Source organism: Streptomyces sp. AA4, assembly GCF_000158875.1.
Classification (GTDB): domain Bacteria; phylum Actinomycetota; class Actinomycetes; order Mycobacteriales; family Pseudonocardiaceae; genus Amycolatopsis.
Genome location: NZ_GG657746.1, coordinates 6,739,127 through 6,762,600 on the forward strand (window position 1 = coordinate 6,739,127; position 23,474 = coordinate 6,762,600).

Annotated in this window: 26 protein-coding genes; 7 read left to right on the forward strand and 19 right to left on the reverse strand. The window is 70.0% G+C overall.

Going from position 1 to position 23,474, the window contains the following annotated elements:
* Nucleotides 1–14 precede the first annotated feature (14 nt).
* The 8 genes from SSMG_RS30580 to SSMG_RS30615 form a co-directional block, all read right to left on the reverse strand.
* Nucleotides 15–1,760: a cell wall metabolism sensor histidine kinase WalK gene (locus tag SSMG_RS30580; protein WP_009082479.1), complete on the reverse strand. Its 1,746-nt coding sequence runs from the start codon at nt 1,758–1,760 to the stop codon at nt 15–17.
* Nucleotides 1,760–2,449 (reverse strand): response regulator transcription factor, encoded by a 690-nt coding sequence (locus SSMG_RS30585; protein ID WP_037715366.1) that lies wholly within the window; start codon nt 2,447–2,449, stop codon nt 1,760–1,762. The genes SSMG_RS30580 and SSMG_RS30585 overlap by 1 nt, the downstream gene beginning before the upstream one ends.
* A gap of 66 nt (nt 2,450–2,515) precedes the next feature.
* Nucleotides 2,516–3,124: an RdgB/HAM1 family non-canonical purine NTP pyrophosphatase gene (gene rdgB, locus SSMG_RS30590; protein WP_009082481.1), complete on the reverse strand. Its 609-nt coding sequence runs from the start codon at nt 3,122–3,124 to the stop codon at nt 2,516–2,518.
* Nucleotides 3,121–3,897, reverse strand: coding sequence for a ribonuclease PH (rph, locus tag SSMG_RS30595; RefSeq protein WP_009082482.1), 777 nt, complete (start codon nt 3,895–3,897; stop codon nt 3,121–3,123). Before rph ends, rdgB begins: the two co-directional genes overlap by 4 nt.
* A 92-nt stretch (nt 3,898–3,989) precedes the next feature.
* Nucleotides 3,990–4,757, reverse strand: coding sequence for an MBL fold metallo-hydrolase (locus SSMG_RS30600; protein ID WP_009082483.1), 768 nt, complete (start codon nt 4,755–4,757; stop codon nt 3,990–3,992).
* A gap of 36 nt (nt 4,758–4,793) precedes the next feature.
* Entirely contained in the window at nt 4,794–5,594 is an 801-nt protein-coding gene (gene murI / locus SSMG_RS30605) for a glutamate racemase (RefSeq protein ID WP_009082485.1), read from the reverse strand.
* On the reverse strand, nt 5,591–6,274 hold the full coding sequence (locus SSMG_RS30610) for a rhomboid family intramembrane serine protease (protein WP_009082487.1): 684 nt from the start codon (nt 6,272–6,274) through the stop codon (nt 5,591–5,593). Before SSMG_RS30610 ends, murI begins: the two co-directional genes overlap by 4 nt.
* A 132-nt stretch (nt 6,275–6,406) precedes the next feature.
* Complete coding sequence (locus SSMG_RS30615; protein WP_009082489.1) at nt 6,407–7,729, reverse strand: MFS transporter; 1,323 nt, start codon at nt 7,727–7,729, stop codon at nt 6,407–6,409.
* A 22-nt stretch (nt 7,730–7,751) separates the two neighbouring features.
* On the opposite strand from SSMG_RS30615, the gene SSMG_RS30620 reads away from it, so the two are divergent.
* On the forward strand, nt 7,752–8,396 hold the full coding sequence (locus tag SSMG_RS30620; protein WP_009082491.1) for a TetR/AcrR family transcriptional regulator: 645 nt from the start codon (nt 7,752–7,754) through the stop codon (nt 8,394–8,396).
* Between the two features lie 49 nt (nt 8,397–8,445).
* Here SSMG_RS30620 and SSMG_RS30625 read toward each other — a convergent pair whose 3' ends face one another.
* From SSMG_RS30625 to SSMG_RS30635, 3 genes are all read right to left on the reverse strand, one after another.
* A complete protein-coding gene (locus tag SSMG_RS30625; RefSeq protein ID WP_009082493.1) occupies nt 8,446–9,396 on the reverse strand; it encodes a PLP-dependent cysteine synthase family protein in 951 nt (316 codons plus the stop codon).
* Nucleotides 9,397–9,400: 4 nt separating this feature from the next.
* Nucleotides 9,401–9,679 (reverse strand): MoaD/ThiS family protein, encoded by a 279-nt coding sequence (locus tag SSMG_RS30630; RefSeq protein ID WP_009082495.1) that lies wholly within the window; start codon nt 9,677–9,679, stop codon nt 9,401–9,403.
* Nucleotides 9,680–9,747: 68 nt separating this feature from the next.
* Complete coding sequence (locus tag SSMG_RS30635) at nt 9,748–10,155, reverse strand: Mov34/MPN/PAD-1 family protein (RefSeq protein WP_009082496.1); 408 nt, start codon at nt 10,153–10,155, stop codon at nt 9,748–9,750.
* A gap of 81 nt (nt 10,156–10,236) precedes the next feature.
* Between SSMG_RS30635 and SSMG_RS30640 the strand changes: the two genes are divergently transcribed.
* Complete coding sequence (locus tag SSMG_RS30640; RefSeq protein ID WP_009082497.1) at nt 10,237–10,608, forward strand: hypothetical protein; 372 nt, start codon at nt 10,237–10,239, stop codon at nt 10,606–10,608.
* On the opposite strand, the gene SSMG_RS30645 is transcribed toward SSMG_RS30640, so the two are convergent.
* The 3 genes from SSMG_RS30645 to clpS are packed head-to-tail and all read right to left on the reverse strand — an operon-like array spanning nt 10,592 to nt 12,467.
* Nucleotides 10,592–11,644, reverse strand: a complete 1,053-nt coding sequence (locus SSMG_RS30645) for a P1 family peptidase (protein ID WP_009082498.1) — start codon at nt 11,642–11,644, stop codon at nt 10,592–10,594. The genes SSMG_RS30640 and SSMG_RS30645 overlap by 17 nt on opposite strands.
* Nucleotides 11,605–12,162 carry a DUF2017 domain-containing protein gene (locus SSMG_RS30650; RefSeq protein ID WP_037715369.1) on the reverse strand — a complete coding sequence of 186 codons (558 nt, stop codon included), beginning with the start codon at nt 12,160–12,162 and terminating at the stop codon, nt 11,605–11,607. The genes SSMG_RS30645 and SSMG_RS30650 overlap by 40 nt, the downstream gene beginning before the upstream one ends.
* Entirely contained in the window at nt 12,159–12,467 is a 309-nt protein-coding gene (clpS, locus tag SSMG_RS30655) for an ATP-dependent Clp protease adapter ClpS (RefSeq protein ID WP_009082500.1), read from the reverse strand. The genes SSMG_RS30650 and clpS overlap by 4 nt, the downstream gene beginning before the upstream one ends.
* Before the next feature lie 65 nt (nt 12,468–12,532).
* Between clpS and SSMG_RS30660 the strand changes: the two genes are divergently transcribed.
* Nucleotides 12,533–13,837 (forward strand): nicotinate phosphoribosyltransferase, encoded by a 1,305-nt coding sequence (locus SSMG_RS30660; protein WP_009082501.1) that lies wholly within the window; start codon nt 12,533–12,535, stop codon nt 13,835–13,837.
* Between the two features lie 10 nt (nt 13,838–13,847).
* Entirely contained in the window at nt 13,848–14,426 is a 579-nt protein-coding gene (locus tag SSMG_RS30665; RefSeq protein WP_009082502.1) for an isochorismatase family protein, read from the forward strand.
* A 32-nt stretch (nt 14,427–14,458) separates the two neighbouring features.
* Here SSMG_RS30665 and SSMG_RS30670 read toward each other — a convergent pair whose 3' ends face one another.
* Entirely contained in the window at nt 14,459–15,115 is a 657-nt protein-coding gene (locus tag SSMG_RS30670) for a choice-of-anchor P family protein (protein ID WP_050788322.1), read from the reverse strand.
* 187 nt (nt 15,116–15,302) lie between these two features.
* Between SSMG_RS30670 and SSMG_RS30675 the strand changes: the two genes are divergently transcribed.
* From SSMG_RS30675 to SSMG_RS46430, 3 genes are all read left to right on the forward strand, one after another.
* Nucleotides 15,303–15,893, forward strand: a complete 591-nt coding sequence (locus SSMG_RS30675; protein WP_037715371.1) for a biotin transporter BioY — start codon at nt 15,303–15,305, stop codon at nt 15,891–15,893.
* Between the two features lie 91 nt (nt 15,894–15,984).
* Nucleotides 15,985–18,036 carry an ATP-dependent DNA helicase gene (locus tag SSMG_RS30680; protein ID WP_037715373.1) on the forward strand — a complete coding sequence of 684 codons (2,052 nt, stop codon included), beginning with the start codon at nt 15,985–15,987 and terminating at the stop codon, nt 18,034–18,036.
* Between the two features lie 177 nt (nt 18,037–18,213).
* Entirely contained in the window at nt 18,214–18,426 is a 213-nt protein-coding gene (locus SSMG_RS46430; protein ID WP_199786026.1) for a hypothetical protein, read from the forward strand.
* A 226-nt stretch (nt 18,427–18,652) separates the two neighbouring features.
* On the opposite strand, the gene SSMG_RS30690 is transcribed toward SSMG_RS46430, so the two are convergent.
* The 4 genes from SSMG_RS30690 to ctaD all read right to left on the reverse strand — a co-directional run bounded on the left by SSMG_RS30690 (nt 18,653) and on the right by ctaD (nt 23,385).
* Nucleotides 18,653–19,057: an OsmC family protein gene (locus tag SSMG_RS30690; RefSeq protein WP_037715375.1), complete on the reverse strand. Its 405-nt coding sequence runs from the start codon at nt 19,055–19,057 to the stop codon at nt 18,653–18,655.
* 51 nt (nt 19,058–19,108) lie between these two features.
* Complete coding sequence (locus tag SSMG_RS30695) at nt 19,109–19,882, reverse strand: peptidyl-tRNA hydrolase (RefSeq protein ID WP_009082508.1); 774 nt, start codon at nt 19,880–19,882, stop codon at nt 19,109–19,111.
* Nucleotides 19,879–21,108 (reverse strand): phosphoserine phosphatase SerB, encoded by a 1,230-nt coding sequence (serB, locus tag SSMG_RS30700; RefSeq protein WP_009082509.1) that lies wholly within the window; start codon nt 21,106–21,108, stop codon nt 19,879–19,881. The genes SSMG_RS30695 and serB overlap by 4 nt, the downstream gene beginning before the upstream one ends.
* A gap of 528 nt (nt 21,109–21,636) precedes the next feature.
* Entirely contained in the window at nt 21,637–23,385 is a 1,749-nt protein-coding gene (ctaD, locus tag SSMG_RS30705) for a cytochrome c oxidase subunit I (RefSeq protein WP_286157079.1), read from the reverse strand.
* Nucleotides 23,386–23,474 lie beyond the last annotated feature (89 nt).

The following is a 23,474-nucleotide window of genomic DNA, read 5'->3' on the forward strand; positions in this document are numbered from 1 at the left end:
CTCGCGGAAATCGCCTACTGCGCGGGAAAGCGCAGGGTGAAGGTGGTGCCCTTGCCGGGGGTGCTGGCGGCGGTGACTGCGCCGCCGTGGGCTTCGGCCAGTTTGCGGACGATTGCCAGCCCCAGCCCGCTGCCGCCGGAGACTCTGCTTCGCGAGGGGTCCGCTCGCCAGAACCGGTCGAAAACTCGGGGCAGGTCTTCGGGCGCGATGCCGGTTCCGGTGTCGGCCACTTCGAAGCTCGCTTCGTTGTCGCGGCGGCTCGCGGTGACGGTGACCGAGCCGCCGGGCGGAGTGTGGCGGATCGCGTTGGAAACCAGGTTGTCCAGGGCTTGGCGCAGACGCACCGGGTCCGCGGTGATGGCCGGGTTCTCCATGGGCGGAACGGAAAGACTGACGCCGGCGGCTTCGGCGCGCGGGGCGTGCGCGGCGGCCAAATGGGTCAGCAGGGTGTTGGCGTCGACGGGCTCGGGGTGGACGCGGAGCGCGCCGGCGTCGGCCAGGGCGAGGTCTTGCAGGTCGTCCACGATGTGTTGCAGATGAACGGCTTCTTCGAGCAGGGAGGCGACCAGGTCGTCGTCGAGCTGGCTGATGCCGTCCTGCGCCGCTTCGAGCCAGCCTCGGATGGTGGACAGCGGGGTGCGCAGTTCGTGCGCGACGTCGCTGACCATTGCCTTGCGCGCGTTCTCCAGCTCTTCCCTCGCCCGCGCCATCTCGTTGAACGCGGTGGCCAGGCGGGCGATCTCGTCCTTGCCTTTGACGCGGACCCGCGCGCCCGTCTCGCCTGCTTTCAGGCGTTGGGCCGCGCCGGTCAACGCGCGGAGCGGGCGGATCAGGCGGATCGACGCCAGTGCGGTGACGATGACGGTCAGCAGCAGGATCGCGGCGGTGACGGCGATGAGTTTCGTGCGGTTTTCCGCGGAGAGGGTGAAGCCGGTCGGGGCCTGGTCGGTGCCCTTTTCGGTGATGTAGAGCCAGGCCGCGGGGGCGACGTACGGGGTCAGCTGTTCTTTGCGGGCCGAGGTGACGCAGGTGGTGATGGTCTGGTCGGTGGCTTGCACGACCGGACCGTCGAAAGTCCAGGACAGCGCGAGTTTGGCGACGGGGACGGTGCTGTCGTTGCGGCCGAGGCAGGCGTCGATCAGGCCGGACAGCTTGGCCAGAGCCGCTCGTTCGGTCTCGGTGGGGCGTTCCAGGAGGGCGGTGCCGCACTGCGCGGTTCCGGCGGGGGCGATCACCCGCGGGTGGCCGCTCGGGGAGATTTCCATGCTGCCCAAACCGGTTCTGCGCTGAGTGCAGGACAAGACCTTTTCGGCGATTTCCCGGAGCTCCTCGCGTTCTTCGGCGGGGAGGTTGTACGGGCCGACCGCGTCGGGGTCGATGCGGTCCGGCGTGGATTTGACGCCCAGCCGGGTGTCGACCGCCAACGGATCGATGACCGCGGACGGCTGCGGCGGGAGGGTGCCCGGGTTGTGTTCCGAACTGGCGATCAGCTTGCCCTGCGGGGTGGTCAGGACGATTTTGCGGCCGGTTTTTTCCGCGTAGTCGTTGATCGTCTGGGTCGCGCCGGACCACGTGTGATGGGTGGCCGCGTACGAAAGCAGCGCCTGGTAGATCGTGCCGTCGTCGGCGAAGAGCTGGCCCTGTTCTCGTTCGATGGCACCGGAGGTCGTCCGGGAGGCCAGCCAGGCGGTGGCGGCGATGGCGCACACCGCGATCGCCGCGGTGACGGCGAAGAGGCGGAAAAGAAGGCTAGTGGGCATTACGGGGCATCGGACTTCGCGGTCAGTTTGTAGCCCACGCCGTAAACCGTCAGCAGTTTCGCCGGTTTCCGGGGATTGGTTTCGATTTTCTTCCGCAGATTCATCACGTGCACGTCAATGGCGCGCTGAGTGATGTAGCGGTCGAAGCCGTGCAGGTGTTCCAGGAGTTGCGCCCTCGTGAAAACCTGGTCCGGACGGGAGGCCATGACCTCCAGGATCCGGAATTCCCCCGGGGTCGTTTCTATCCGGTTCCCGCCGACCGCGACCTCGTGCTTTTCCTTGTCGACGGTCAGGGCACCGACCGTGAGCGGACCGTCCTTGGCCGCGTTCGTTCGCCGCAGCAGGGTGCGGACCCGCGCCATCAGTTCGCGCGGGCTGTAGGGCTTGGTGACGTAGTCGTCCGCGCCCAGGTCGAGGCCCTGGAGCAGGTCGTCCTCGGTCGAACGGGCCGTGAGCATGAGGATCGGCAGGTCGGAGGAGGCCCGGATGGTCCGGCAGACGGTCAGGCCGTTCATGCCCGGGAGCATGACGTCCAGGATGAGGAGATCGGGTTCCGCCGCGCGGATTTCCGCCAGCGCGGCCTCGCCGGTGGGCGCCACGGTCACGGTGTGCTGCTCGTGTTCCAGGTAGCGGCGGACCAGTTCCGCTTGTTTGGGATCGTCTTCGGCCAGGACGATATTGGCGCACATGCCTGCCGAGACTAGCCGTCCGTCCACTCCGGAGCCACCGGCGCGGCTCCGGAGCGGACGGGACGCTCAGGCTTCGGCCAGTTTTCGCAAAGCCGGCAGAAGTGCGCGCAAGGCCTTGCCGCGGTGCGAGGCGGCGTCTTTTTCCGCCGGGCTCAGTTCCGCGCTGGTTTTCGTTTCGTTTTCCGGCACGAAGATCGGGTCGTAGCCGAAACCGTTGGCGCCGCGCTTTTCCCGCGTCAGAGTGCCGCGCCATTCGGCCCGCACCGTGGTGGTTTCGCCGGACGGGAGAGCCAGCACGGCGGCGCACACGAAGGCCGCGCCCCGGCGCTCGTCCGGAGTGTCCGTCAGCTGCGCCAGCACCAGGTTCAGGTTCGCTTCGTCGTCGCCGTGCGTGCCCGACCAGCGGGCCGACAGGACGCCGGGCATGCCGTTGAGCGCGTCGACGGCCAGGCCCGAGTCGTCCGCGATGGCGGGCAATCCGGTGGCGGCGACCGCGTCGCGGGCTTTGGCCGCAGCGTTGCCCTCGAAGTCGGGGGCGGTTTCCGGGGCCTCCGGGAACTCCTCGACGTCGTTCAGGCCGAGCACCTCGACGCCCTGGATGCCTTCCGCCTCCAGGATCCGGCGCAGTTCGCCCAGTTTCTTCGCGTTCCGCGTGGCCAGCAGCAGCTTGGTCACTTCTGGCCCTTCTTCTTGTCCGGACGCGGTTCCGGCAGCTCGCCCGGGTACGGCAGCGCCAGCGCTTCCTTCTGCAGCCGCGTCAGTTCCTCGCAGCCGGCCAGCGCCAGGTCCAGCATGGTGTCCAAAGTGGACCGCGCGAAGGTGGCTCCCTCGCCGGTGCCCTGCACCTCGATGAGGGTCCCCGCGTCGGTGGCGACCACGTTCATGTCGACCTCGGCGCGCGAGTCCTCCTCGTACGGCAGGTCGAGGCGCACCCGGCCGTCCACGACGCCGACGCTCACCGCGGCCACCGAGGACGACAGCGGCTGCGGGTCGTTGAGCCGGTTCGCCGCGCCCAGCCAGGTGATCGCGTCCGCCAGCGCCACGTACCCGCCGGTGACCGCGGCGGTGCGGGTGCCGCCGTCCGCCTGGATCACGTCGCAGTCGATGACGATGGTGTTCTCGCCGAGCGCGGCCAGGTCGATGCACGCGCGCAGCGAGCGGCCGATCAGCCGGGAGATCTCGTGCGTCCGGCCGCCGATCCGGCCCTTGACCGCTTCGCGGTCGCTGCGGGTGTTGGTCGCGGACGGGAGCATCGCGTACTCCGCGGTCACCCAGCCGAGACCGGACCCGGCCCGCCAGCGCGGCACGCCCTCGGTCACGCTCGCCGCGCACAGCACCCTGGTGTTGCCGAACTCGACGAGCACCGACCCGGCAGGCCACTTCTGGAACCCGCGGGTGAGCTTCACTTCGCGGAGCTGGTCGTCGTTCCTGCCATCTTTTCTAGCCACGCAGCAGACGATACTGCGTGGCAACGCCACTCCGTTGAGGGTGGTGGAGGGGAGGAAGGCGGAGCTAGGACGTACCTCTGACACTTTCGCGATCAGAGGTCGTAGATCGCGCCCTGGGTCACCAGCTCGGCGTCCGGGAAGACCGCCCTGGCCTCGGCCAGGACCGCGTTCCGGTCGGTCCACGGGGCGATGTGGGTCAGCAGCAGACGGCCGACCCCGGCCTCCTTGGCCAGTTCACCTGCTTCTTTCCCGGAGAGGTGCACCCCTTCCGGACGGTCGGCAGCATCGGTCCAGGACGCTTCGGAAAGCAGCACATCAACGCCGTCGGCCAGTTCGCCGAGGCCGCGACACAGTCCGGTGTCGCCGGTGTACGCGAGGATGGTGCCGCCGTACGCGATGCGCAGGCCGAAAGCTGGCGTCGGGTGGTATACGGCGACAGCGGTCACGTCGAACGGGCCGATCTGGACCGTCTCCTCGCGCAGCTCGTGGAACTCGTACACGTCCGACAGATCCGCGCCAGCGCGCTCAGCCGCGTCGGCGGCGTACGCGTGCGCGAGGCGCGAAGGCGCTTCGGCGGGTGCGTACAGCGGCAACCGTCGCGGGCGCGCGGGATACGGCGGCGCGGGGTGGTAGCGGCGAAGCACGGTCAGGGAGTTGACGTCGGCGCAGTGATCGGCGTGCAGGTGCGAAAGAACCAGCGCGTCGAGGTCGAACGGGTCCAGCACAGTCTGCAATTGGGCGAACGTGCCGGTGCCCAGCTCGAGCCCGAGCCGGTAGCCCTCCGCCTCCAGCAGGTACCCGGACGCGGCGGCGTTCGGCCCGGGGATGCTGCCCGAACACCCGAGGATCGTCAGTCGCACCCGGTAACCCTAACTCCGCTCAGCGCTGCCGCAGCGTCACGCGCTGACCGGAGCCAGCGCACCCGGCGCGAAGCCCATGAACCGCTGCGCCAAGCGGGCGAACGGTTCCGGCGAACCGGTGGCGAGGAACTCGTGCTTCGGCGGCTCGTCGCGCTCGGCGAGCAGGTCGAGTTCGGTCAGCACGCGGTAGAGGTCCTTGGCGGTTTCGTCGGCGCTGGAGACGAGCGTGACGTCCTGCCCCATCACGATCTGCAGCACGCCGGACAGCAGCGGATAGTGCGTGCAGCCGAGGATGAGCGTGTCGACTTCGGCTTCGAGCAGCGGTTGCAGATAACCCTGTGCCAGACCGAGGATCTGTCGGCCGGTCGTGATGCCGCGCTCCACGAAGTCCACGAAGCGCGGGCACGCGACGCTAGTGAGGCGTACGTCGGGCGCGGCGGCGAAGGCGTCGTCGTACGCCCTCGAACGCACAGTGCCCTCGGTGCCGATCAGACCGACGCGCCCGGTGTGCGTCGCGACTGCGGCCCGCCGCGCGGCCGGAAGGACCACTTCGATGACTGGTACGTCGTAACGCTCGCGCGCGTCGCGAAGGCAAGCTGCGGACGCGGTGTTGCACGCGATCACCAACGCCTTCACCCCGCTCTCGACCATGTCGTCGAGAGCGGCCAGCGCGTACTCGCGAGCGGTGGCGATGGGCAGCGGGCCGTACGGGTTGCGCGCCGTGTCGCCGACGTAGCGCAGCTGTTCCGCAGGCAGCAGTTCGAGAATCGAGCGGGCGACGGTGAGCCCGCCGACGCCGGAATCGAAAACACCGATGGGCGCGTCTGGAGAACTCACAACCCGAGGTTACCCGGGGCCGTCGGCTCGATCTTCGGGGATTTGACGCGTTCGCCGCGTGAGGTCAGCCACGCGGCGAGGATGCCGGCCAGCGCGCCGAAGAGGTGGCCCTGCCAGGAGATGCCGGGGTTGCCGGGCAGCAGGCCCCACAGCATCCCGCTCCAGATGCCGAGCAGCACGAGCGCGACCGCGATCTGCGCGAGCGACCGGTGGAACAGGCCGCGCACCAGCAGGTACGCGAGCCAGCCGAAGGCCAGCCCGGACGCGCCGACGGTGTAGGCGTTCGACGGTCCGACCAGCCACACGCCGAGCCCGGACACCAGCCAGATGATCGCGGTGACGACGGCGAACCGGACGATGCCCGCCGCCATCGCGAGGAACGAGAAAACCAGCACCGGCACCGTGTTGGAGAACAGGTGCGACCAGCCCGCGTGCAGAAGCGGCGCCCAGAGGATGCCGTCGAGGCTGGACGCCTCCCGCGACAGGATCCCGCCGTGGGTGAAGTCGCCCGGCAGGAGCACGTCGAGCAGTTCCACCAGGTAGAGCACCGCCACGAAGCCCAGCGAGACGAACGCCGCGGCCTTGGGATTGGGCGGCAGGATGCGCTTCGCGGCGTCGACCGGCTTGCCGCCGGCAGCGGGCGGCGGCGACGTCGGCGGGAGGGGAGGCAGTGTGCTCACGACCTCAGGCTACGTCGGGGCCGGGCGCACGGCCTCGGGAGAAATCCCTGAACTTGCGCTCCGGGTGAGCGGTCCGTGAAGGGCTCCTTCCGGGAATCTGATTCCCTCAAGGAGTCCTTCACGGACCGGCAGTCAGACCAGTGCGGGCTTGCGGAGCAAGTTGCCGTAGGCGGCGGCGAACACGGCGGAAAGCAGCGCGGCCACGGCCGCCACCGCGAAGCTCCATCCCGGCCCGCCCGCCGACAGCACCACCGCGCCGACCGCTCCGGCGAGGCTGCTGCCCACCACCCGGACCAGCGCGTTGATCCCGCCGGCGGCGGCCGTCTTCGCGGGCTCGACGTGCTCGACCGCCATCGTCCCCAGCGCGGCGTACCCGAGCCCGATCCCCAGCCCCAGCACCGCCGCGACCGCGTAGAGACCGAGCCCGTCGCCCGGCAGCGACGTCAGCCACAACGCGGCCGCCAGCACCACCACCGAACCGCCGGCGACCAGCGCGGGCGCGCTGAACCGGCGCATCAACGCACCGGCCAGCACGGAAACCACCAGCATCAGGATCGTCGTCGGCAGGAGATAAAGCCCCACCTGCAACACCGACGCCCCGAGCACGCCCTGCGCGTAGGCGGAAAGCGTCATGATCGTGGAGAACAACGCGAAGCCGAGCAGGAACGACGCCACCGTCGCGCCGACCGTTTTCCGGTGCAGCAGCATGGGAATCTCGATCAACGGCGTCTTCGTGCGCCGCGCCGTCGCCACCCACACCGCCGCCAGCACGACGGCCGCGACCAGCAGCCCGACGGTCGCCCAGCCCCATTCGGCACCCTTGCTGATCGCCAGGAGCAGGCAGATCAGCCATCCCGACACCAGCACCGCGCCCAGCAGATCCGGCGAACCGGTCCGGACCGCGGCCGTCCGGTCCTCCCGCACCGCGGCGACCAGGGCGAACGCCACCACGCCGAGCGCCGCCAGCACCCAGAACACCAGCCGGTGCTCACCCCCGGCGAGCCCGGCGAGAATCATCCCGCCGCCGCTGCCCGCGCCGATCGTCGCGCTCAACACGCCGATCGCGGTCGGCAGCGACCGCGGCGGCAGCACGGTCCGGACCTGGCCGATCGCGAGCGGCAGCAACGGCGCGGCCGTCCCCTGCAGGATCCGGCCGACGATCAGCAACGGCAGCGAGCCCGCCACCGCCGCCAGCACCGATCCCCCGACGAGCAACGCGAGCACGACCAGCGACATCGTGCGCCTGCCGTAGAGGTCGCCGAGCTGCGAGACCAGCGGAATCGCGACCGCGCCGGCCAGCAGCCCCGCGGTCAGCGCCCACGACACCGAACTGAGCGGCACCCCGAGCTTGAGCTGCAGCTGCGGCAGCAACGGCACCACCACGGTCATCTGCAAGGTCCCGACCGCCACCGCGAACGCCAGCGCGGCGACCGTCCCCCAGTAGTTTTTGTACATGTATAAAAAGTAGCATGGCGACATGCCAGCGCGCACCGGCCGACCGCCGAAGATCTCCAAGGCCGACATCGTGGCCGCCGCCCACCGGGTCATCGGCTCCGAAGGCGTCGACGCGTTGACCATGCGCCGCCTGGCCCGCGAGGTCGGCAGCACGGCGATGGCGCTGTACCACCACGTGCGCGACAAAGAGGGTCTGCTTCTGCTGCTGCTGGACGACTACGCGCACCGCGAAATGCCTCGGCCGGAGAACCTCCCCGAGGCACCCGCCGAACGGATCGTGGCGGTCGCGAAGGCGATGCGGGACGGGCTGGCGAACTGCCCGTGGATCGTCGAGGTACTGCGCTCCGACGACCTGCTGTCCGTCGGAGGACTGTGGTACCCGGAGAAAATCGTTGCCGCGGCGGGAAAAGCCGGGCTGCCGCCCGAAGCGGCGGTGGAGGTGTACCGAGCGGTGTGGCACTACACGCTCGGCGAAATCAGCTCACGCGCGGCGGCGGCGCGCCGACGCGATCAGGGCGGCGATACCTACCGGCAGCGAGTCTTCGCGGAGCTGGACGCGACGGAATTCCCCGCGCTCGCCCAGATCGGGCCGCGCTGGGAAACCCTTACCGCACAAGACAGTTACGAACGAGGCGTACGCGCGCTCGTCGTGGGACTACTGCCGTGAGGGGAACCCTGAGGGACTCAGAGTCCCTCAGGGTTCCCCTCACGTACGGTCAGGCCCAGAGCTGACCGTCAAGCCGTTCTGCCGCTTCGTCCAGCGACCCGGAGTACGCGCCGGTCGACAGGTACTTCCAGCCGGCGTCCGCGACCACGAAGGCCACGTCCGCCTTCTCGCCGCGAGCCGCGGCCTTCTCCGCGACCCCGAGCGCGGCGTGCAGCACCGCGCCGGTGGAGATCCCGGCGAAAATGCCCTCGTGCTCCAGCAGTTCCCGCGTCCGCCGGAGAGCGTCGTACGCCCCCACCGAATAGCGTCCGTTGAGCACACTTTCGTCGTACAGCTCCGGCACGAAACCCTCGTCGAGGTTCCGCAGGCCGTACACCAGCTCGCCGTAGCGGGGCTCCGCCGCGATGACCTGGACGTCCGGCTTGTGCTCGTGCAGGTACCGGCCCACGCCCACCAGCGTCCCGGTCGTCCCGAGACCGCCGACGAAATGCGTCAGCGTCGGCAGGTCCTTCAGCAGCTCCGGCCCGGTCCCGCGATAGTGCGCGTCCGCGTTGGCCGGATTGCCGTACTGGTACAGCATCACCCAGTCCGGGTTCTGCTTCGCCAGCTCCTTGGCGCGCCGCACGGCCTCGTTCGAACCGCCCGCGGCCGGCGAGAACACGATCCGCGCGCCGTACGCCTGCAACAGCTGCTTGCGTTCGGCCGAGGTGTTCTCCGGCATCACGCACACCAGGCCGTAGCCCTTGAGCTTCGCGGCCATGGCCAGCGAAATCCCGGTGTTGCCCGAGGTCGGTTCGAGGATCGTGGACCCGCGGCGCAGGATGCCGTCCCGCTCCGCCGCCTCGATCATGGCCAGCGCGGGCCGGTCCTTGATCGAGCCGGTCGGATTGCGGTCCTCGAGCTTCGCCCACAGCCGCACCTCGTCGGTCGGCGACAGCCGGGGCAGGCCTACCAGCGGGGTGCCGCCGAGAGCGTCGAGGAGGGACTCGTAGCGAGCCATCGGCTCAGCGCGCGCCGCCCGCGACGGCGGGCAGGATGGTGAGGGTGTCGCCGTCCTTGACCTCGGCGTCGAGCCCGCCGGAGAAACGCACGTCCTCGTCGTTGACGTAGACGTTGATGAAGCGGTGCAGCTTCTCCTCCTTGACCAGGCGAGCCTTCAGCCCGGCGTGCCGCGACTCGACGTCGTCGATGATCTCGAGGACAGTCTTGCCCGACGCCTCGACGGACTTCTCGCCGCCGGTGTGGGTGCGCAGGATGGTCGGGATGGACACGGTCACGGCCATGGTTTCTACCTCCGGGTGGGTTCCTACACGCTGACGCATCGGACGCCGCGCTTTATTCCGCGGAAAGTTCAGTCGATGATCTCGACCGGCTCCTCGGTGATCTCGGCGTCCACGATCCGGTACGAGCGGAACTCGTGCGAATCGGGCTCTCTTGTCGAGACGAGCACGTAGTGCGCGTCGGGTTCGGCGGCGATGTTCGCGTCGGTGCGCGACGGATAGGCCTCGGTCGCGGTGTGCGAGTGGTAGATGACCACCGGGACCTCGTCGTTCGCGTCCATCTCGCGGTACAGCTTGAGCAGGTCGCCCGAGTCGAACTCGTAGAACGTCGGCGAGCGGGCCGCGTTCAGCATCGGGATGAACCGCTCGGGGCGGTCCGAACCGGCAGGACCGGCCACCACCCCGCACGCTTCGTCGGGGTGGTCACGGCGGGCGTGGGCGACGATCTCGTCGACGAGTTCACGGCGGATCCGGAGCACACGGACATCTTAGTTCGTGGACCGAACGAGTCCACACTGTGAGAGCTACCGCTCATCCGCAGGTCAGGGCACAATAACGGGATGCCGGTGTCCTCGAAGATCCGCGAACGCTGCCGTGGCCTGCTGGCGGAGGGGGACGTCGTCCAGTACGTGTTCCCCGCCACATCGCTGATGGTGTCGATGATGGCCGCGCACCGGAACTTCGTCGTCGTGGTCACCGATCGGCACGTGACCGTGCTCGCCTGCAGCACTTTCCGCCGGTGGAAGCCGGTTTCGGTGTGGGCGCAGCTGCCGCGCTCCACCGAGCTGGGCCCGGTGGAGACGCATCCGTCGCTCGGGCCGACCGTGTCGTTCGGCGATCTGGTGCTGGAGATCGACGAGGAGTACGTGGCCGTCGTGCGCGCCGCCGACCTCGAGCGGAGCGAGGACTCCCTCCCTAAGGACCCGTTCTGACCGGCAGCGCCTCCGGCCACACGTCCCGGTAAGCCGGGACGCCAGCCGCGGGGGTCGCGGACAGCAGTCCGTGCACCATCGCCCGCGCGAACACCCGCGCCGCCGCCGCGCACAACGCGTCCAACGCGCCCGCTCGCGCCGCCACCGCGAACGACCCGGGCTCCCCCGGCAGCTGCTGCGCACCCGTTGCCAGCGCGAACACAGTGTCGCCGTCGAACATCGAGTGCGCCGGGCGCACCGCGCGCGCCAGCCCGTCCTGCGCGGCGACCGTCAACCGGCGTGCCTCCGCCTTCGTCAACGCCGCGTCGCAAGCCACCACTCCGATCGTGGTGTTCAGATCGGTCCGCTGGCTCGGCACCTCGCCCGGCCGGTCCGGCCAGTGGACGCCGAACTCGCCGTTCACTTCGTGATCCGCGGCAAAAGCCCGACCTGTCGCGAAATCCACTGCCTGGCCCGCCGCGTTCACCGCGGCGATCGCGCCGACGGTCACGTCGCCGACTACCTCGCTCGCCGTCCCGATGCCGCCCTTCAGCGAACCGACGACCGCGCCCGAGCCCGCGCCGACGGTGCCCATCGCGACGGCTTCCCCGGCCGCTTCGCAAGCGGCGTAACCGAAATCGGCGTCCGGCCGATTGCCCCACGCACTGCGCGGCAGGTCGAACAGCACCGCCGCGGGCACGATCGGCACCACCTCATACGGCTGTGCGCCAACGGGAAACCCGTAATTCCGCTCGGACAGCCACCGCATCACACCGTCCGCCGCCGCCAGCCCGTACGCGCTTCCGCCGGACAGGCAGACCGCGTTCACCTGCTGCACCAGGTTTTCCGGCTCCAGCAGGTTGGTTTCGCGCGTGCCGGGCGCGCCGCCGCGCTGATCGACCGCGCCGGTCGCGCCGTCCGGAACGAGCACGACAGTGGTTCCGGAAGCCCAGCCGTCGCCGAGCCGCTGGTGATGGCCTACGAGCACGCCGGGGACGTCGGTGATTTTCCCGCCGGTCAGCCGGTCAGCGCCTGGATCAGCGTCTCCTGCACCCATGTGAGCCAATGGTAGACGCCGAGATGGGGCGCGCGGGGGTCGTCTTCCGGCAGTTCGTCGGGCATGTCCTCGGTGACGTCGAGCGCCGTGCCCAGCGCGAGCCGGACGTCGTTCAGCGCGCCGAGCCAGGCGTCGGCCTGTTCGAAGGTCAGCTTCACCGAACCGCCGTCGCGCGGGAGCGTGTCGAGCACGATCTTCGCGACGCCGACCTTCTTCTCCAGCAGCTCCGGCTCGTGCAGCGACCGCATCGCCGCCGCCGAATCGAGGTCCTCGCGGCTCGGGTTGTCCGGGTCGAGCCGGTGGAAGTCCGGCAGCAGCCGCGACAGCACCGGGTCGTCCGGCGATTCGGCGGGCCCGGTGCGGATCCCGGTCAGCTCGGCAAGTTCGTCCTGCGGGGCCTCCTCGGCCCGCGCGGTGAGCATGTCCTCGAGCTGCCCGACGAGCCCGCGCAGCACCGCGGCCTCCTGCTGCTCGAACCCGGCGAGGATGGCGTCCCCCTTGCGCCGCCAGGCCTTCACGAGGGCTGTTCCATGGTCGCCCACAGGCCCGCCGCGTGCAGCTTCGCCACGTCGGTCTCCACCTTCTCCTTCGAACCGGACGACACGATCGCCCTGCCCTTGTTGTGCACGTCGAGCATCAGCTTCGTGGCGTGGTCCCGGCTGTAGCCGAACAGCTTCTGGAAGACGTACGTCACGTACGACATCAGGTTGACCGGATCGTTCCAGACGATCGTCCGCCAGGGCTGGTCGGATTCGGCCAGTTCGGCCCCGAGTGGATCGACCTGCGTCTGTTCGGATGCGACAGGCGTGGACATGCACACCATGGTGTCACGGAGCCGTCCCGGTACGCCGCGCCAGGTCCGTCCATGTGAGTGAATAGGCTGCTCCCATGGGTTCCCCCGAGCCGGTCACCAGCGCCAGCACGGCGCTGCTCACCGACCACTACGAGCTGACCATGCTGGCGAGCGCGCTCGCGGACGGGACGGCCGACCGGCCGTGCGTGTTCGAGGTCTTCGCGCGAAGGCTTCCCGACGGCCGCCGCTACGGCGTCGTCGCGGGCACCGCGCGCGTGCTCGACGCGATCGCCGACTTCCGGTTCACCGACGCCGAACTGGCCATGCTGGAGCAGACCGCGGTCGTCGACCCGGAAACGCTGGCGTGGCTGGCGGACTACGAGTTCCGCGGCGACATCGACGGCTACCGCGAAGGCGACCTGTACTTCCCCGGTTCGCCGATCCTCACCGTGACCGGCACTTTCGCCGAGGCCGTGGTGCTGGAGACGCTGGTGCTGTCGATCCTCAACCACGACAGCGCGATCGCGTCCGCGGCGGCGCGGATGTCCGGCGCGGCGCACGGCAGGCCGATCATCGAGATGGGCGGGCGGCGCACGCACGAGTACGCCGCGGTCGCCGCCGCGCGCGCCGCCTACCTGGCCGGATTCGCCACCACGTCGAACCTCGAAGCGGGCCGCCGCTACGGAATTCCCACCCGCGGCACCGTCGCGCACGCGTTCATGCTGCTGCACGACAGCGAGGAAGCCGCGTTCCGCGCGCAGGTCAGCAAAATGGGCGCGGACACCACTCTCCTGGTGGACACCTACGACATCACCGCGGGCATCGAGGCGGCCGTGCGCGTCGCCGGGCCGGAGCTGGGCGCGATCCGGATCGACTCCGGCGACGTCGGCCCGCTCGCCCGCAAGGCCCGCGACCAGCTCGACGCGCTCGGCGCGAAAGACACCCGGATCGTGGTGTCCGGCGACCTCGACGAGCACGCGATCGCGGCGCTGCGCGCGGAGCCGGTGGACGCGTACGGCGTCGGCACCTCGGTGGTCACCGGATCCGGCGCGCCGACCGCCGGGATGGTGTACAAGCTGGTCGAGGTCGACGGCCGCCCGGTCGCGAAACGCAGTGCGCACAAGGAATCCCGCGGCGGGCGCAAGCACGCGCTGCGCAGGCACCGCAGCACCGGAACCGCGGTCGAGGAAGTGGTCTGGACCGCCGCGAGCGGCCGTCCGGAACCCGGCGAAAACGATGTCGACCTGCAGATCCCCCTGGTGCGCGGAGGCGCGCCGGTGGATGATCTGCCCACACTGGACGACGCGCGCGCCCGCCTGCGGCGCGCGCAGGTGAGCCTGCCGTGGGAGGGCCTCAAGCTCTCGCACGGCGAGCCCGCGATACCGACGACTTTTCTGTAGGGAGCCGACCATGACAACCGCGCTGATCGTGGTGGATGTGCAGAACGACTTCTGCGAGGGAGGCTCGCTCGGCCTGCCGGGCGGGGCGGCGGCCGCGGCGGCCATCTCGCAGCGGATGGCCGAGGGCGGGTATTCGCACGTCGTCGCCACCCGCGACCACCACATCGACCCGGGCGACCACTTCAGCGACACGCCCGACTTCAACACCAGCTGGCCGCCGCACTGCGTCGCGGGCACCGCGGGCGCGTCGTTCCACGACGCGCTGGACGTGGTGCCGGTCGAGGCGGTCTTCTCGAAGGGCGAGTACACCGCCGCGTACTCCGGTTTCGAGGGCAAGTCCGGCGACGGCAAGACGCTCGAGGAATGGCTTCGCGCGCACGAGGTGACCGACGTCGACGTCGTCGGCATCGCGACGGACTTCTGTGTGCGTGCCACCGCTCTCGATGCCGCTCGGGCCGGGTTCAACGTGCAGGTCCTGCTGGACCTGACTGTCGGCGGTTCACAGCCGACGGTGGACGCGACGCTGAAGGACTTCGACGAGGCGGGGGTGCGCTACACCGGCACGCCCGCGCTGCCGCCTGCCTCGTGAGTGTTTACGCCGGTTAGAACCGGCATGGCCGCTCACAAGGCTGGTGCGCCGCCCTTGCCGTACGGGTTGCACGCCGCGGTGCCGAGGTAGATGTCCCCGCTGGCCGGACCGCCCTGCGGGAACAGCTTCACGTGCACCGCGTGCGTGACCAGGCTGCCGTCGGCGGGCTGCGGCGTCACGGTCTCGTTCAGCGTGATCGTGGCCAGTGCCGTGCCCGCCGCGCCGCCGGGGATCGTGATCCGGTAGTTCGCCGGGATCGAGGACGGCACGGTGAAGCCGGAGACCTCGCCGATCGACATCGAGCCGGTGCTGCCCGAATCGGTCGTGGTGGCGCAGCCGACCGAGTACGTGCGGACCTTCAGCTCCGGTCCGCCGTACCGGGTGAGCAGGTCGGATTCGAACCGCTGCCCGCCGGTCTGCACCGTCGCGAGCTGGCCCTTCCGTTCGCAGGTCGTGCCGCCGAAGCCGAACACCGCGACGTCGCCCGCCGCGCCGCCGGTGGTGCGCGCCGAAGCCGGACCGTCGGCGTCGCAGCGCGCCAGCTCGCCGGTGACGACGTGTTCGGAGTCCACCAGCACGTCGAGGCTGCCCGCGGAACCCCAGCCGGTGGACGTCGGCGGACCGGCGTGCGCCACCCCCGGAGCCGTCGCCAGGAAAACCCCGGTGACCAGCAGGATCCGTCCGCGCATTCGACCTGTCTCCCTTCGCCCGTGCTTCGACATCGGCAGCGCGGCAGGGGTCCCAAACGTCGACGGTCGCAGCTCACCCGGACGTGTGGCGGAAGACAGGGGTGGTGAGGAACGCAACTTGTCTCGTTCCGCCGCCTCGCTCGACGATAACCTGCCCGGACGTCCGTTTTCCGTGGTTGGAGGTCCCGTGTCGTCACTGTCTCTCCCGGCCCGCCGTCAGGTGCTGGCCGACCTCGTGCCCGGCACCCTGGTGCGCGACCTGGCGCTCGTCGCCGGCGGCGCCGTGCTCACCGGCGCGGCCGCGCAGCTGATCATCCCGATTCCGGGCACGCCGGTCCCGATGACCGGCCAGACGTTCGCCGCGCTGCTCGTCGGCGCGACGCTCGGCATGCGCCGCGGCGCCGCCTCGCTGCTGCTGTACTTGCTCGTCGGCGCGGCCGGCGTGCCGTGGTTCCAGGGCGGCACCTCCGGGCTGTCCGGCGCCTCGGCCGGGTACATCGTCGGGTTCGTGTTCGCCGGTGCGCTCGTGGGCGCGCTCGCCCGCCGCGGCGGCGACCGCACCCCGCTGCGCACGGCGGGGACCATGGTGCTCGGCAACGTCGTGATCTACGCGTTCGGCGTGCCGTGGCTGATGGCCGCCACCGGATTCGATCTCGCCACCGCTTTCGACAAGGGCGTCACGCCGTTTCTCGTGGGCGACGTGCTGAAGACCGTGGTCGCGGCCGGCGTGCTGCCGCTCGCGTGGACCGCGGTTTCGCGGTTCCGCAAGGAAGACTGAGCCGGATTCCCGGGAGCTTCGGTCCGGCGCGAGGGGTCCGTTCGCGCCGGATCGAAGATCCTGTCGGACCTGGCGGCTATCGTGTCTCGCTGTGCCCGCCCGAACCGATTTCCCCGGCGTCCTCGAACTCCTCACCCACGCGGTGGAGTCCGTCGGCGGCGCCGAACGCCCCGGCCAGGTGAAGATGGCCGATGCCGTCGGCCACGCCATCCGCACCGGCGAGCACCTCGCCGTGCAAGCGGGAACGGGCACCGGCAAATCGCTGGCGTACCTCGTGCCCGCGATCCGGCACGCGGTGGAGAAAGACACCACCGTCGTCGTCTCCACGGCCACCATCGCGCTGCAGCGCCAGCTGGTCGACCGTGATCTCCCGCGCCTGGCGAAGGCGCTCAAGAAGCCGCTCGGGCGCGAACCGACCTTCGCGATCCTCAAGGGCCGCCGCAACTATCTGTGCCTGCACCGCCTCGACACCGGCCCGGCCGACGAACCCGAGGACGCGCAGCTCTTCGACCCGTTCGCGGTGTCCCGCCTCGGCAAGGAAGTCACGCGGCTGCACGAGTGGGTGTCGGACACCGAAACCGGAGACCGCGACGAGCTGGTGCCCGGCGTGTCCGACCAGGCGTGGCGGCAGGTTTCCGTCACCGCGCGGGAATGTCTCGGCGCCGCGAAGTGCCCGGTCGGCACCGATTGCTTCGCCGAACGCGCGCGAGCCGAGGCGGGCAAAGCCGATGTCGTGGTCACCAACCACGCGCTGCTGGCCATCGACGCGTTGCAGGGCTACCAGGTGCTGCCGGACCACGACCTGGTGATCATCGACGAGGCGCACGACCTGGTCGACCGGGTCACGTCGGTCGCGACCGGCGAACTGACCAGCGCCATGGTGTCCGCCGCCGCGCGCCGCTGCGGAAAGCTGATCGACGCGGGCATCGCGGACCGGCTGCTGGAGTCGTCGGACGGGCTCGCGCTGATCCTCGACGACATCCCGGCCGGAAGGCTCGACGCGCTGCCGCGTCCGTTGCAGGGCGCGATCCCGGCGGTGCGCGACGCGGCGAAGGAATGCCTCACCGCGCTGGGCTCGGATCGCAAGGAAGACGTCGGCGAGGCCACCGCGCGCAAGCTGGCGCGGTCGCTGCTCGAAGAAGTGCACGACACCGCGGTGCGGCTGCTCGACGCGTACGACGAGGATCTGGCGCACCAGCGCGACGTCGTCTGGCTGACCGGCGACAAGTATTCGGCGAACCCGCGGCCGCCCGCGTTGAAGGTCGCGCCGCTCGGCGTCGCGGGATTGTTGCGAGAGCGCGTGTTCAACCAGCACACCACCGTGCTGACCTCGGCGACGCTGACCCTCGGCGGCGAATTCGACACGATGGCCCGGCAATGGGGTCTCCCACCGGGCGGCGCGCGCGTGGTGAAGTCGCCGGGCACGGCCACCGACAAGGAAGCGCCGTCGGACGAGGACACCGGCCCGAAGTGGACCGGACTGGACGTCGGCTCGCCGTTCGACCACCGCCGCAACGGCATCCTGTACCTGGCCAAACACCTGCCGCCGCCGGGCCGCGACGGCCTCGCTGAGTCCACAATGGACGAACTGGCCGGACTGGTCGAAGCCGCGGGCGGCCGTACGCTGGGCCTGTTCTCCTCGATGCGCGCGGCGAAACAGGCCGCGGAGGCGATGCGGGAACGGCTCGACCACCCGATCCTCTGCCAGGGCGACGACGCCACGCCGTTGCTCGTGCGGCAGTTCGCCGAAGACGCGCGCACCTGCCTGTTCGGCACGCTGACGCTGTGGCAGGGCGTGGACGTGCCGGGTCCGTCGCTGCAGCTCGTGGTGGTGGACCGGATCCCGTTCCCCCGCCCGGACGATCCGGTGCAGTCAGCTCGCCAACGCGCGGTAGAAGCCCGAGGCGGCAACGGATTCCTCACCGTCGCCGCCACGCACGCCGCGCTTCTGCTGGCCCAGGGCACCGGCCGCCTGCACCGGTCGGTCACCGACCGCGGCGTAGTGGCGGTACTGGATTCCCGTTTGGCCACCGCCCGCTACGGCGGTTTCCTGCGCGCGTCGCTGCCGCCGTTCTGGCCGACGACAGATCCGCAGGTCGCCCGCGACGCACTGAAGCGACTCGACGCGGCCGCGCCCGCCTGACCGAGCGCACCGGACAGGCGGGTACGGTGAGCGGAACGAACACGACAGGGAGCACCGTTGACCCAGGATTCGTCCAGCGCACAATCCCGGACCGTCAGTGTTGACGACACCGGGGTGCGGCGCCGGCTCGCCGATGGCAGCGAAGAAGCTGTGACGTGGTCGGAGCTGCAATCCGTCATGGTGAGAGTCATCCCGGACGGCCCCTGGAACGAAGACGTCTTCTTCATGCTGGTCGGCAACGACGGCAAAGGCACCGCGGTCCCGAGCGGCGACCCGGCCGCGGACGCGCTCATCGAACGCCTGCAGACCTTGCCGGGGTTCGACAACGAGAAGTTCATCGAGGCGATGACGACGGACGCTGATCAGGCGTACGTGGTGTGGCAGAGCTGATTCGGGCTCGGTGAAGCCGCTCCGGGGCGGCGACTGGACTGCTGAGTCTTTCGCTGATCGCGGTTCCGGCAGGAAACGCTTGCTGGGCAAGGGTGGGCGCGCCGCGGCTTCGATAGCTCCGGCCGCAGCCGCCGCCACGGCGCTCGCATTGCCCGACGCACCTGCCGCATCACCTCGGTAACCGCGTCGGTGGCTCGCCGTCCCACCGCCGGAACCGCCGCCAAGCTCAGGCGGTCGGGAAGGTCTCCGTCACCGGAATGGCCTTCTTCAGGGTCCGGCTCACCGTGCACAGCCGCTCGATCGCCCGGTCCACCGCGCCCGCCAGGGCTTCTCGCTGGGCCTCGTCGAGCGACGACACGTCGACGTCGAACGCGACGTGCACCGCGTCCAGTTCCGAGGCTCCTTCGCGCCGGTCGGCGGTCACCGAGACCCGGAACTTCGAATCCTCGCCCACCCGGCGCGTGATCAGCTGTTCCGCTGTCACCGCGGAGCAGCCCGCGGCCGCGATCTGCAGGAGTTCCGCTGGGGAGAACGCGCCTTCCGCGCCGGCCCGACCCAAGCGCACTTCCGCGCCGCGCTCGTTGCGGCCCACGAAACTGTGCGTGCCTTCGCGCTGTACTTCCAAGGTCATCGGAGACGCCTTTCCACCCGTCGGGTCACTGCATTGGCCCAACCGCGCGGGTCACGCCGATGTTCCGGGCTGCTGCGCCAGCACGGTGATCGTGCCGGGGTCGACCTCGGTGAATCCCGCGTCCCGGACGGCGACGACGCGGTCGTCCCGCCAGCCCGCCTCCGGGTCCTCGAGCGGGCACAGTTCCTTCCACCGGGCCGGGCTGGGCGTGCGGACCGCGACCCGGTAGTCCTTCGCCGCCCAGGCCGCCAGTTCGTCGTCCGGCAGCAGCGACGCGAGGATCATCGTGGCGTGCCCGACCTGCGCGGACGCCTTGCCGACGGTCATCGGGACGTCCGGGTTCAGCATCAGCAGCGGGACGTCCGCCGGGGCCGGGCCGGGAGTGTCGGCGGGCAGTTCGCTGCCGGAGATCTGCAGTCGCGAGACCTCTTTCGGGGCCTCCTTGACCAGCCCGGGCACGAGCGCCCGCGCCTCCGCGCCGTCGACCTCGACGGTGATGCCCGGCAGGTCGAGCACCGCCTGCCAGTGCGCGCTGCGGGCCCGGCGCGCGACCTTCCGGATGCGGTTGTCGAGCCACGCGTGCACCGGCTCGGCCCATTCGCCGCCGGGCTCGGCGCGTTCGTCCAGGCACACCGCCAGCGCCGCCGCGGCCGCCGCTTCGAGCAGCGCGGTGCGGCCGGGCGGTTCGGCGCGTTCGATCCGCAGGATGATCGGCATCGCGCGGACCTCGTCCGGGTTCTCGTCGGACGTGTCCGAGGTGTCCTCGGCGGGCAGGCCGAGCCACGAGGCGTACCGGCTGCGCAGCGGTTCGAGCAGAGGGTTCACGGGCGGGCCAATTCGAGTCCGTCGGCCGCGTCCGCCGCCTCGACCTCGGCGCGCGTGACGCCGAGGACGAACAGGACCGCGTCGAGGTACGGGTGCGAGAGCGCGGTGTCGGCGACCTCCCGCAGCGCGGGCTTGGCGTTGAACGCGACGCCCATGCCGGCTGCGGCGAGCATGTCGATGTCGTTGGCCCCGTCGCCGACCGCGACGCATGCGCCCAGCGGGATCCCGTACTCGCCGGCGAACCGGCGCAGCGCGGTCGCCTTCCCCGCGCGGTCCACGATGTCGCCGACGACGCGGCCGGTGAGCTTGCCGTCGACGACCTCCAGCTCGTTGGCCGCCGCGAAATCGAGGCCGAGGTCGTCGACGAGATGGTCGATGACCTGGGTGAATCCGCCGGACACGACGCCGCAGCGGAAACCCATGCGCTTGAGCGTGCGGACGGTCGTGCGGGCCCCCGGGGTCAGCTCGAGCTTCGCCGCGACCTCGTCCATCACGCTGGCGGGCAGCCCAGCGAGCAGCGAAACGCGTTGCTCCAGCGACTCGGCGAAGTTCAGCTCGCCGCGCATCGCGGCCTCGGTGATCTCGCGGACCTGCTCCTCGACCCCGGCGTACGCGCCGAGCATCTCGATGACCTCGCCCTGCACGAGCGTGGAGTCGACGTCGAAGACCACGAGCCGCTTCGCCCGGCGCGTGATGCCCGCGCGCTCGACGGCGACGTCGATGTTGGCCTCGGACGCCGCATCGGCCAGCATGGACCGGAGTTCGGCGTCTGTTTCTTCGGTGTCTTCGCGGACCGAGACGTACAGTTCGAGCCCGGTCACCGGGTAGTCGGCGACGCTGCGGATCGAGTCGATGTTCGCCCCGACGCCCGCCAGCCGCCGCGCGATCTCGGAGAACGCCCGCGCGGTCACCGGACGCCCCAGCAGGACGAGCACGTGCGACGAATCGCGGCGGCCGAGCGCGAACGGATCCGCGCCGATCGCGTCGCCGATGCGAACCTCGACCTCCATGCCGACCGTCGCCATCGCCTGTTCGACGGACTCCTGGAGCCCCTCCGGGTCGCGGTAGACGCCGGCGAGCACGCCGAGCACGAGCTGCCCTCGGATGACCACCTGCTCGATGTCGAGCACGTCCACGTCGTGCCGGGTGAGCACGGCGAACAGCACGGACGAGACCCCGGGCTTGTCCGGGCCGGTCGTGGTGATGAGGACGGGAGTCTGGCTCACTGGTTCGGTATCCCTCGTTCGTCTCGGCACCGACGCTTTAGGCCACGGCGAGTCGGCACGCCCAGTCTGGCCTCCGGCGGCGGCGGGCAGAACGCCCCCGTGCCACGCTTCACACCGCTGGTGCCACTAACGGGCGATGAGGGGGAGCCGCCGGACAGGACGGACCGGGCGCGGCCGGGCGCGGCCGAGGTGACGGGGCGAGGGCTGACCCTGGACAGAAGCGCAGCGGGCAGGGCAAATCTCAGCCGAGCACCAGGCACCCACCCAGGCACCCAGGCACCCAGGCACCCAGGCACCCAGGCACCCAGGCACCCAGGCGAGCATCGTTGCCTGGCCGAGCCTGGCCGAGCCTGGTGAGTGTCTATGCCGGTTCTAACCGGCATAAACACTCACCAGCTCCCACCAGCGCCGCCGCCCCGCGCCCGGGCCCCGGCAACCATCCCCGTAGTTCCAGGCACGAAAACGGCGCGTGCCCGGCCGAGAGAATCCTCGACCGGGCACGCGCCGTCTGGAACTGAAGAGCGCCGGTTACTGCTCGCTCGCGTTGTCCTTGCTGTGGTCGCCCGGCATGGTGGCGTCCACGAGCTTCTGCGACGGGGCCCCGACGTGCTTGGCCTTGCCGAAGAAGCCGATCTCGCCTTCGGTGTGGAGGCGTTCCACCATGTGCGGGTAGTGCAGCTCGAACGCGGGCCGCTCGGAGCGGATCCGGGGCAGTTCGGTGAAGTTGTGCCGCGGCGGCGGGCAGGACGTGGCCCACTCGAGCGAGTTGCCGTAGCCCCACGGGTCGTCGACCGTGACGATCTCGCCGTAGCGGTAGCTCTTGAACACGTTCCAGATGAACGGCAGCGTGGACGCCCCGAGGATGTACGCACCGATCGTGGAGATCGTGTTCAGCGTGGTGAACCCGTCGCTGGCCAGGTAGTCCGCGTATCGCCGCGGCATGCCTTCCGCGCCCAGCCAGTGCTGCACCAGGAACGTGGTGTGGAAGCCGATGAACGTGGTCCAGAAGTGCCACTTCCCTAGCTTCTCGTCCATCATCCGGCCGGTGATCTTCGGGAACCAGAAGTAGATCCCGGCGAAGGTCGCGAACACGATCGTGCCGTAGAGGACGTAGTGGAAGTGCGCCACCACGAAGTAGCTGTCCGACACGTGGAAGTCGATCGCCGGAGCGGCCAGCATGATGCCGGTCAGACCGCCGAAGAGGAACGTGACGATGAAGCCCATCGAGAAGATCATCGGCGTCTCGAAGGACAGCTGGCCCTTCCACATCGTGCCGATCCAGTTGAAGAACTTCACGCCGGTCGGGACCGCGATGAGGAACGTCATGAAGGAGAAGAACGGCAGCAGGACCGCGCCGGTCGCGTACATGTGGTGCGCCCACACCGCCACCGACAGCGCCGCGATCGACAGCGTCGCGAAGACCAGGCCCTTGTAGCCGAACACCGGCTTGCGGCTGAAGACCGGGAAGATCTCCGACACGATCCCGAAGAACGGCAGCGCGACGATGTAGACCTCGGGATGGCCGAAGAACCAGAACAGGTGCTGCCACAGGATCACCCCGCCGTTGGCCGGGTCGAACACGTGGGCGCCGAGGTGCCGGTCCGCCATCAGGCCGAACAGGGCCGCGGTCAGGATCGGGAACGCGAGCAGGATCAGGATGCTCGTGATCAGGATGTTCCAGGTGAAGATCGGCATCCGGTACATCGTCATGCCCGGCGCGCGCAGGCAGACCACCGTGGTGATCATGTTGACCGCGCCGAGGATGGTGCCGAGACCGGACACCGCCAGACCGGCGATCCACAGGTCGGCTCCGACGCCGGGCGAGTGGATGGCGTCCGACAGCGGCGTGTAGGCGAACCAGCCGAAGTCGGCGGCGCCGCCGGGCGTCAGGAAGCCGGACAGCACGATCAGGCTGCCGAACAGGAACAGCCAGTAGGAGAACGCGTTCAGCCGCGGGAACGCCACGTCGGGCGAGCCGATCTGCAGCGGCAGGATGAAGTTCGCGAACCCGAACAGGCTCGGCGTCGCGTACAACAGCAGCATCACCGTGCCGTGCATGGTGAACAGCTGGTTGTACTGCTCCTGGGACAGGAACTGCTGCCCGGGCTGGGCGAGCTCCGTCCGGATGAGCATGGCCATCGCGCCGCCGATCATGAAGAAGGCGAACGACGAGACCAGATACATGATCCCGATCTGCTTGTGGTCCGTCGTGCGGAACAACCGCAGCAGGTACGAACCCTTTGCCGTCTCGCGCGCGGGATACGGGCGCGTTGCGATCGGCTTGGGGGCTACGGCCGTCACTCCTGCCTCCAACACTGCAGCCTGGTGGTGGTCAACTTCGGGGCGCTCGGGCTCAGGCGGGCCTG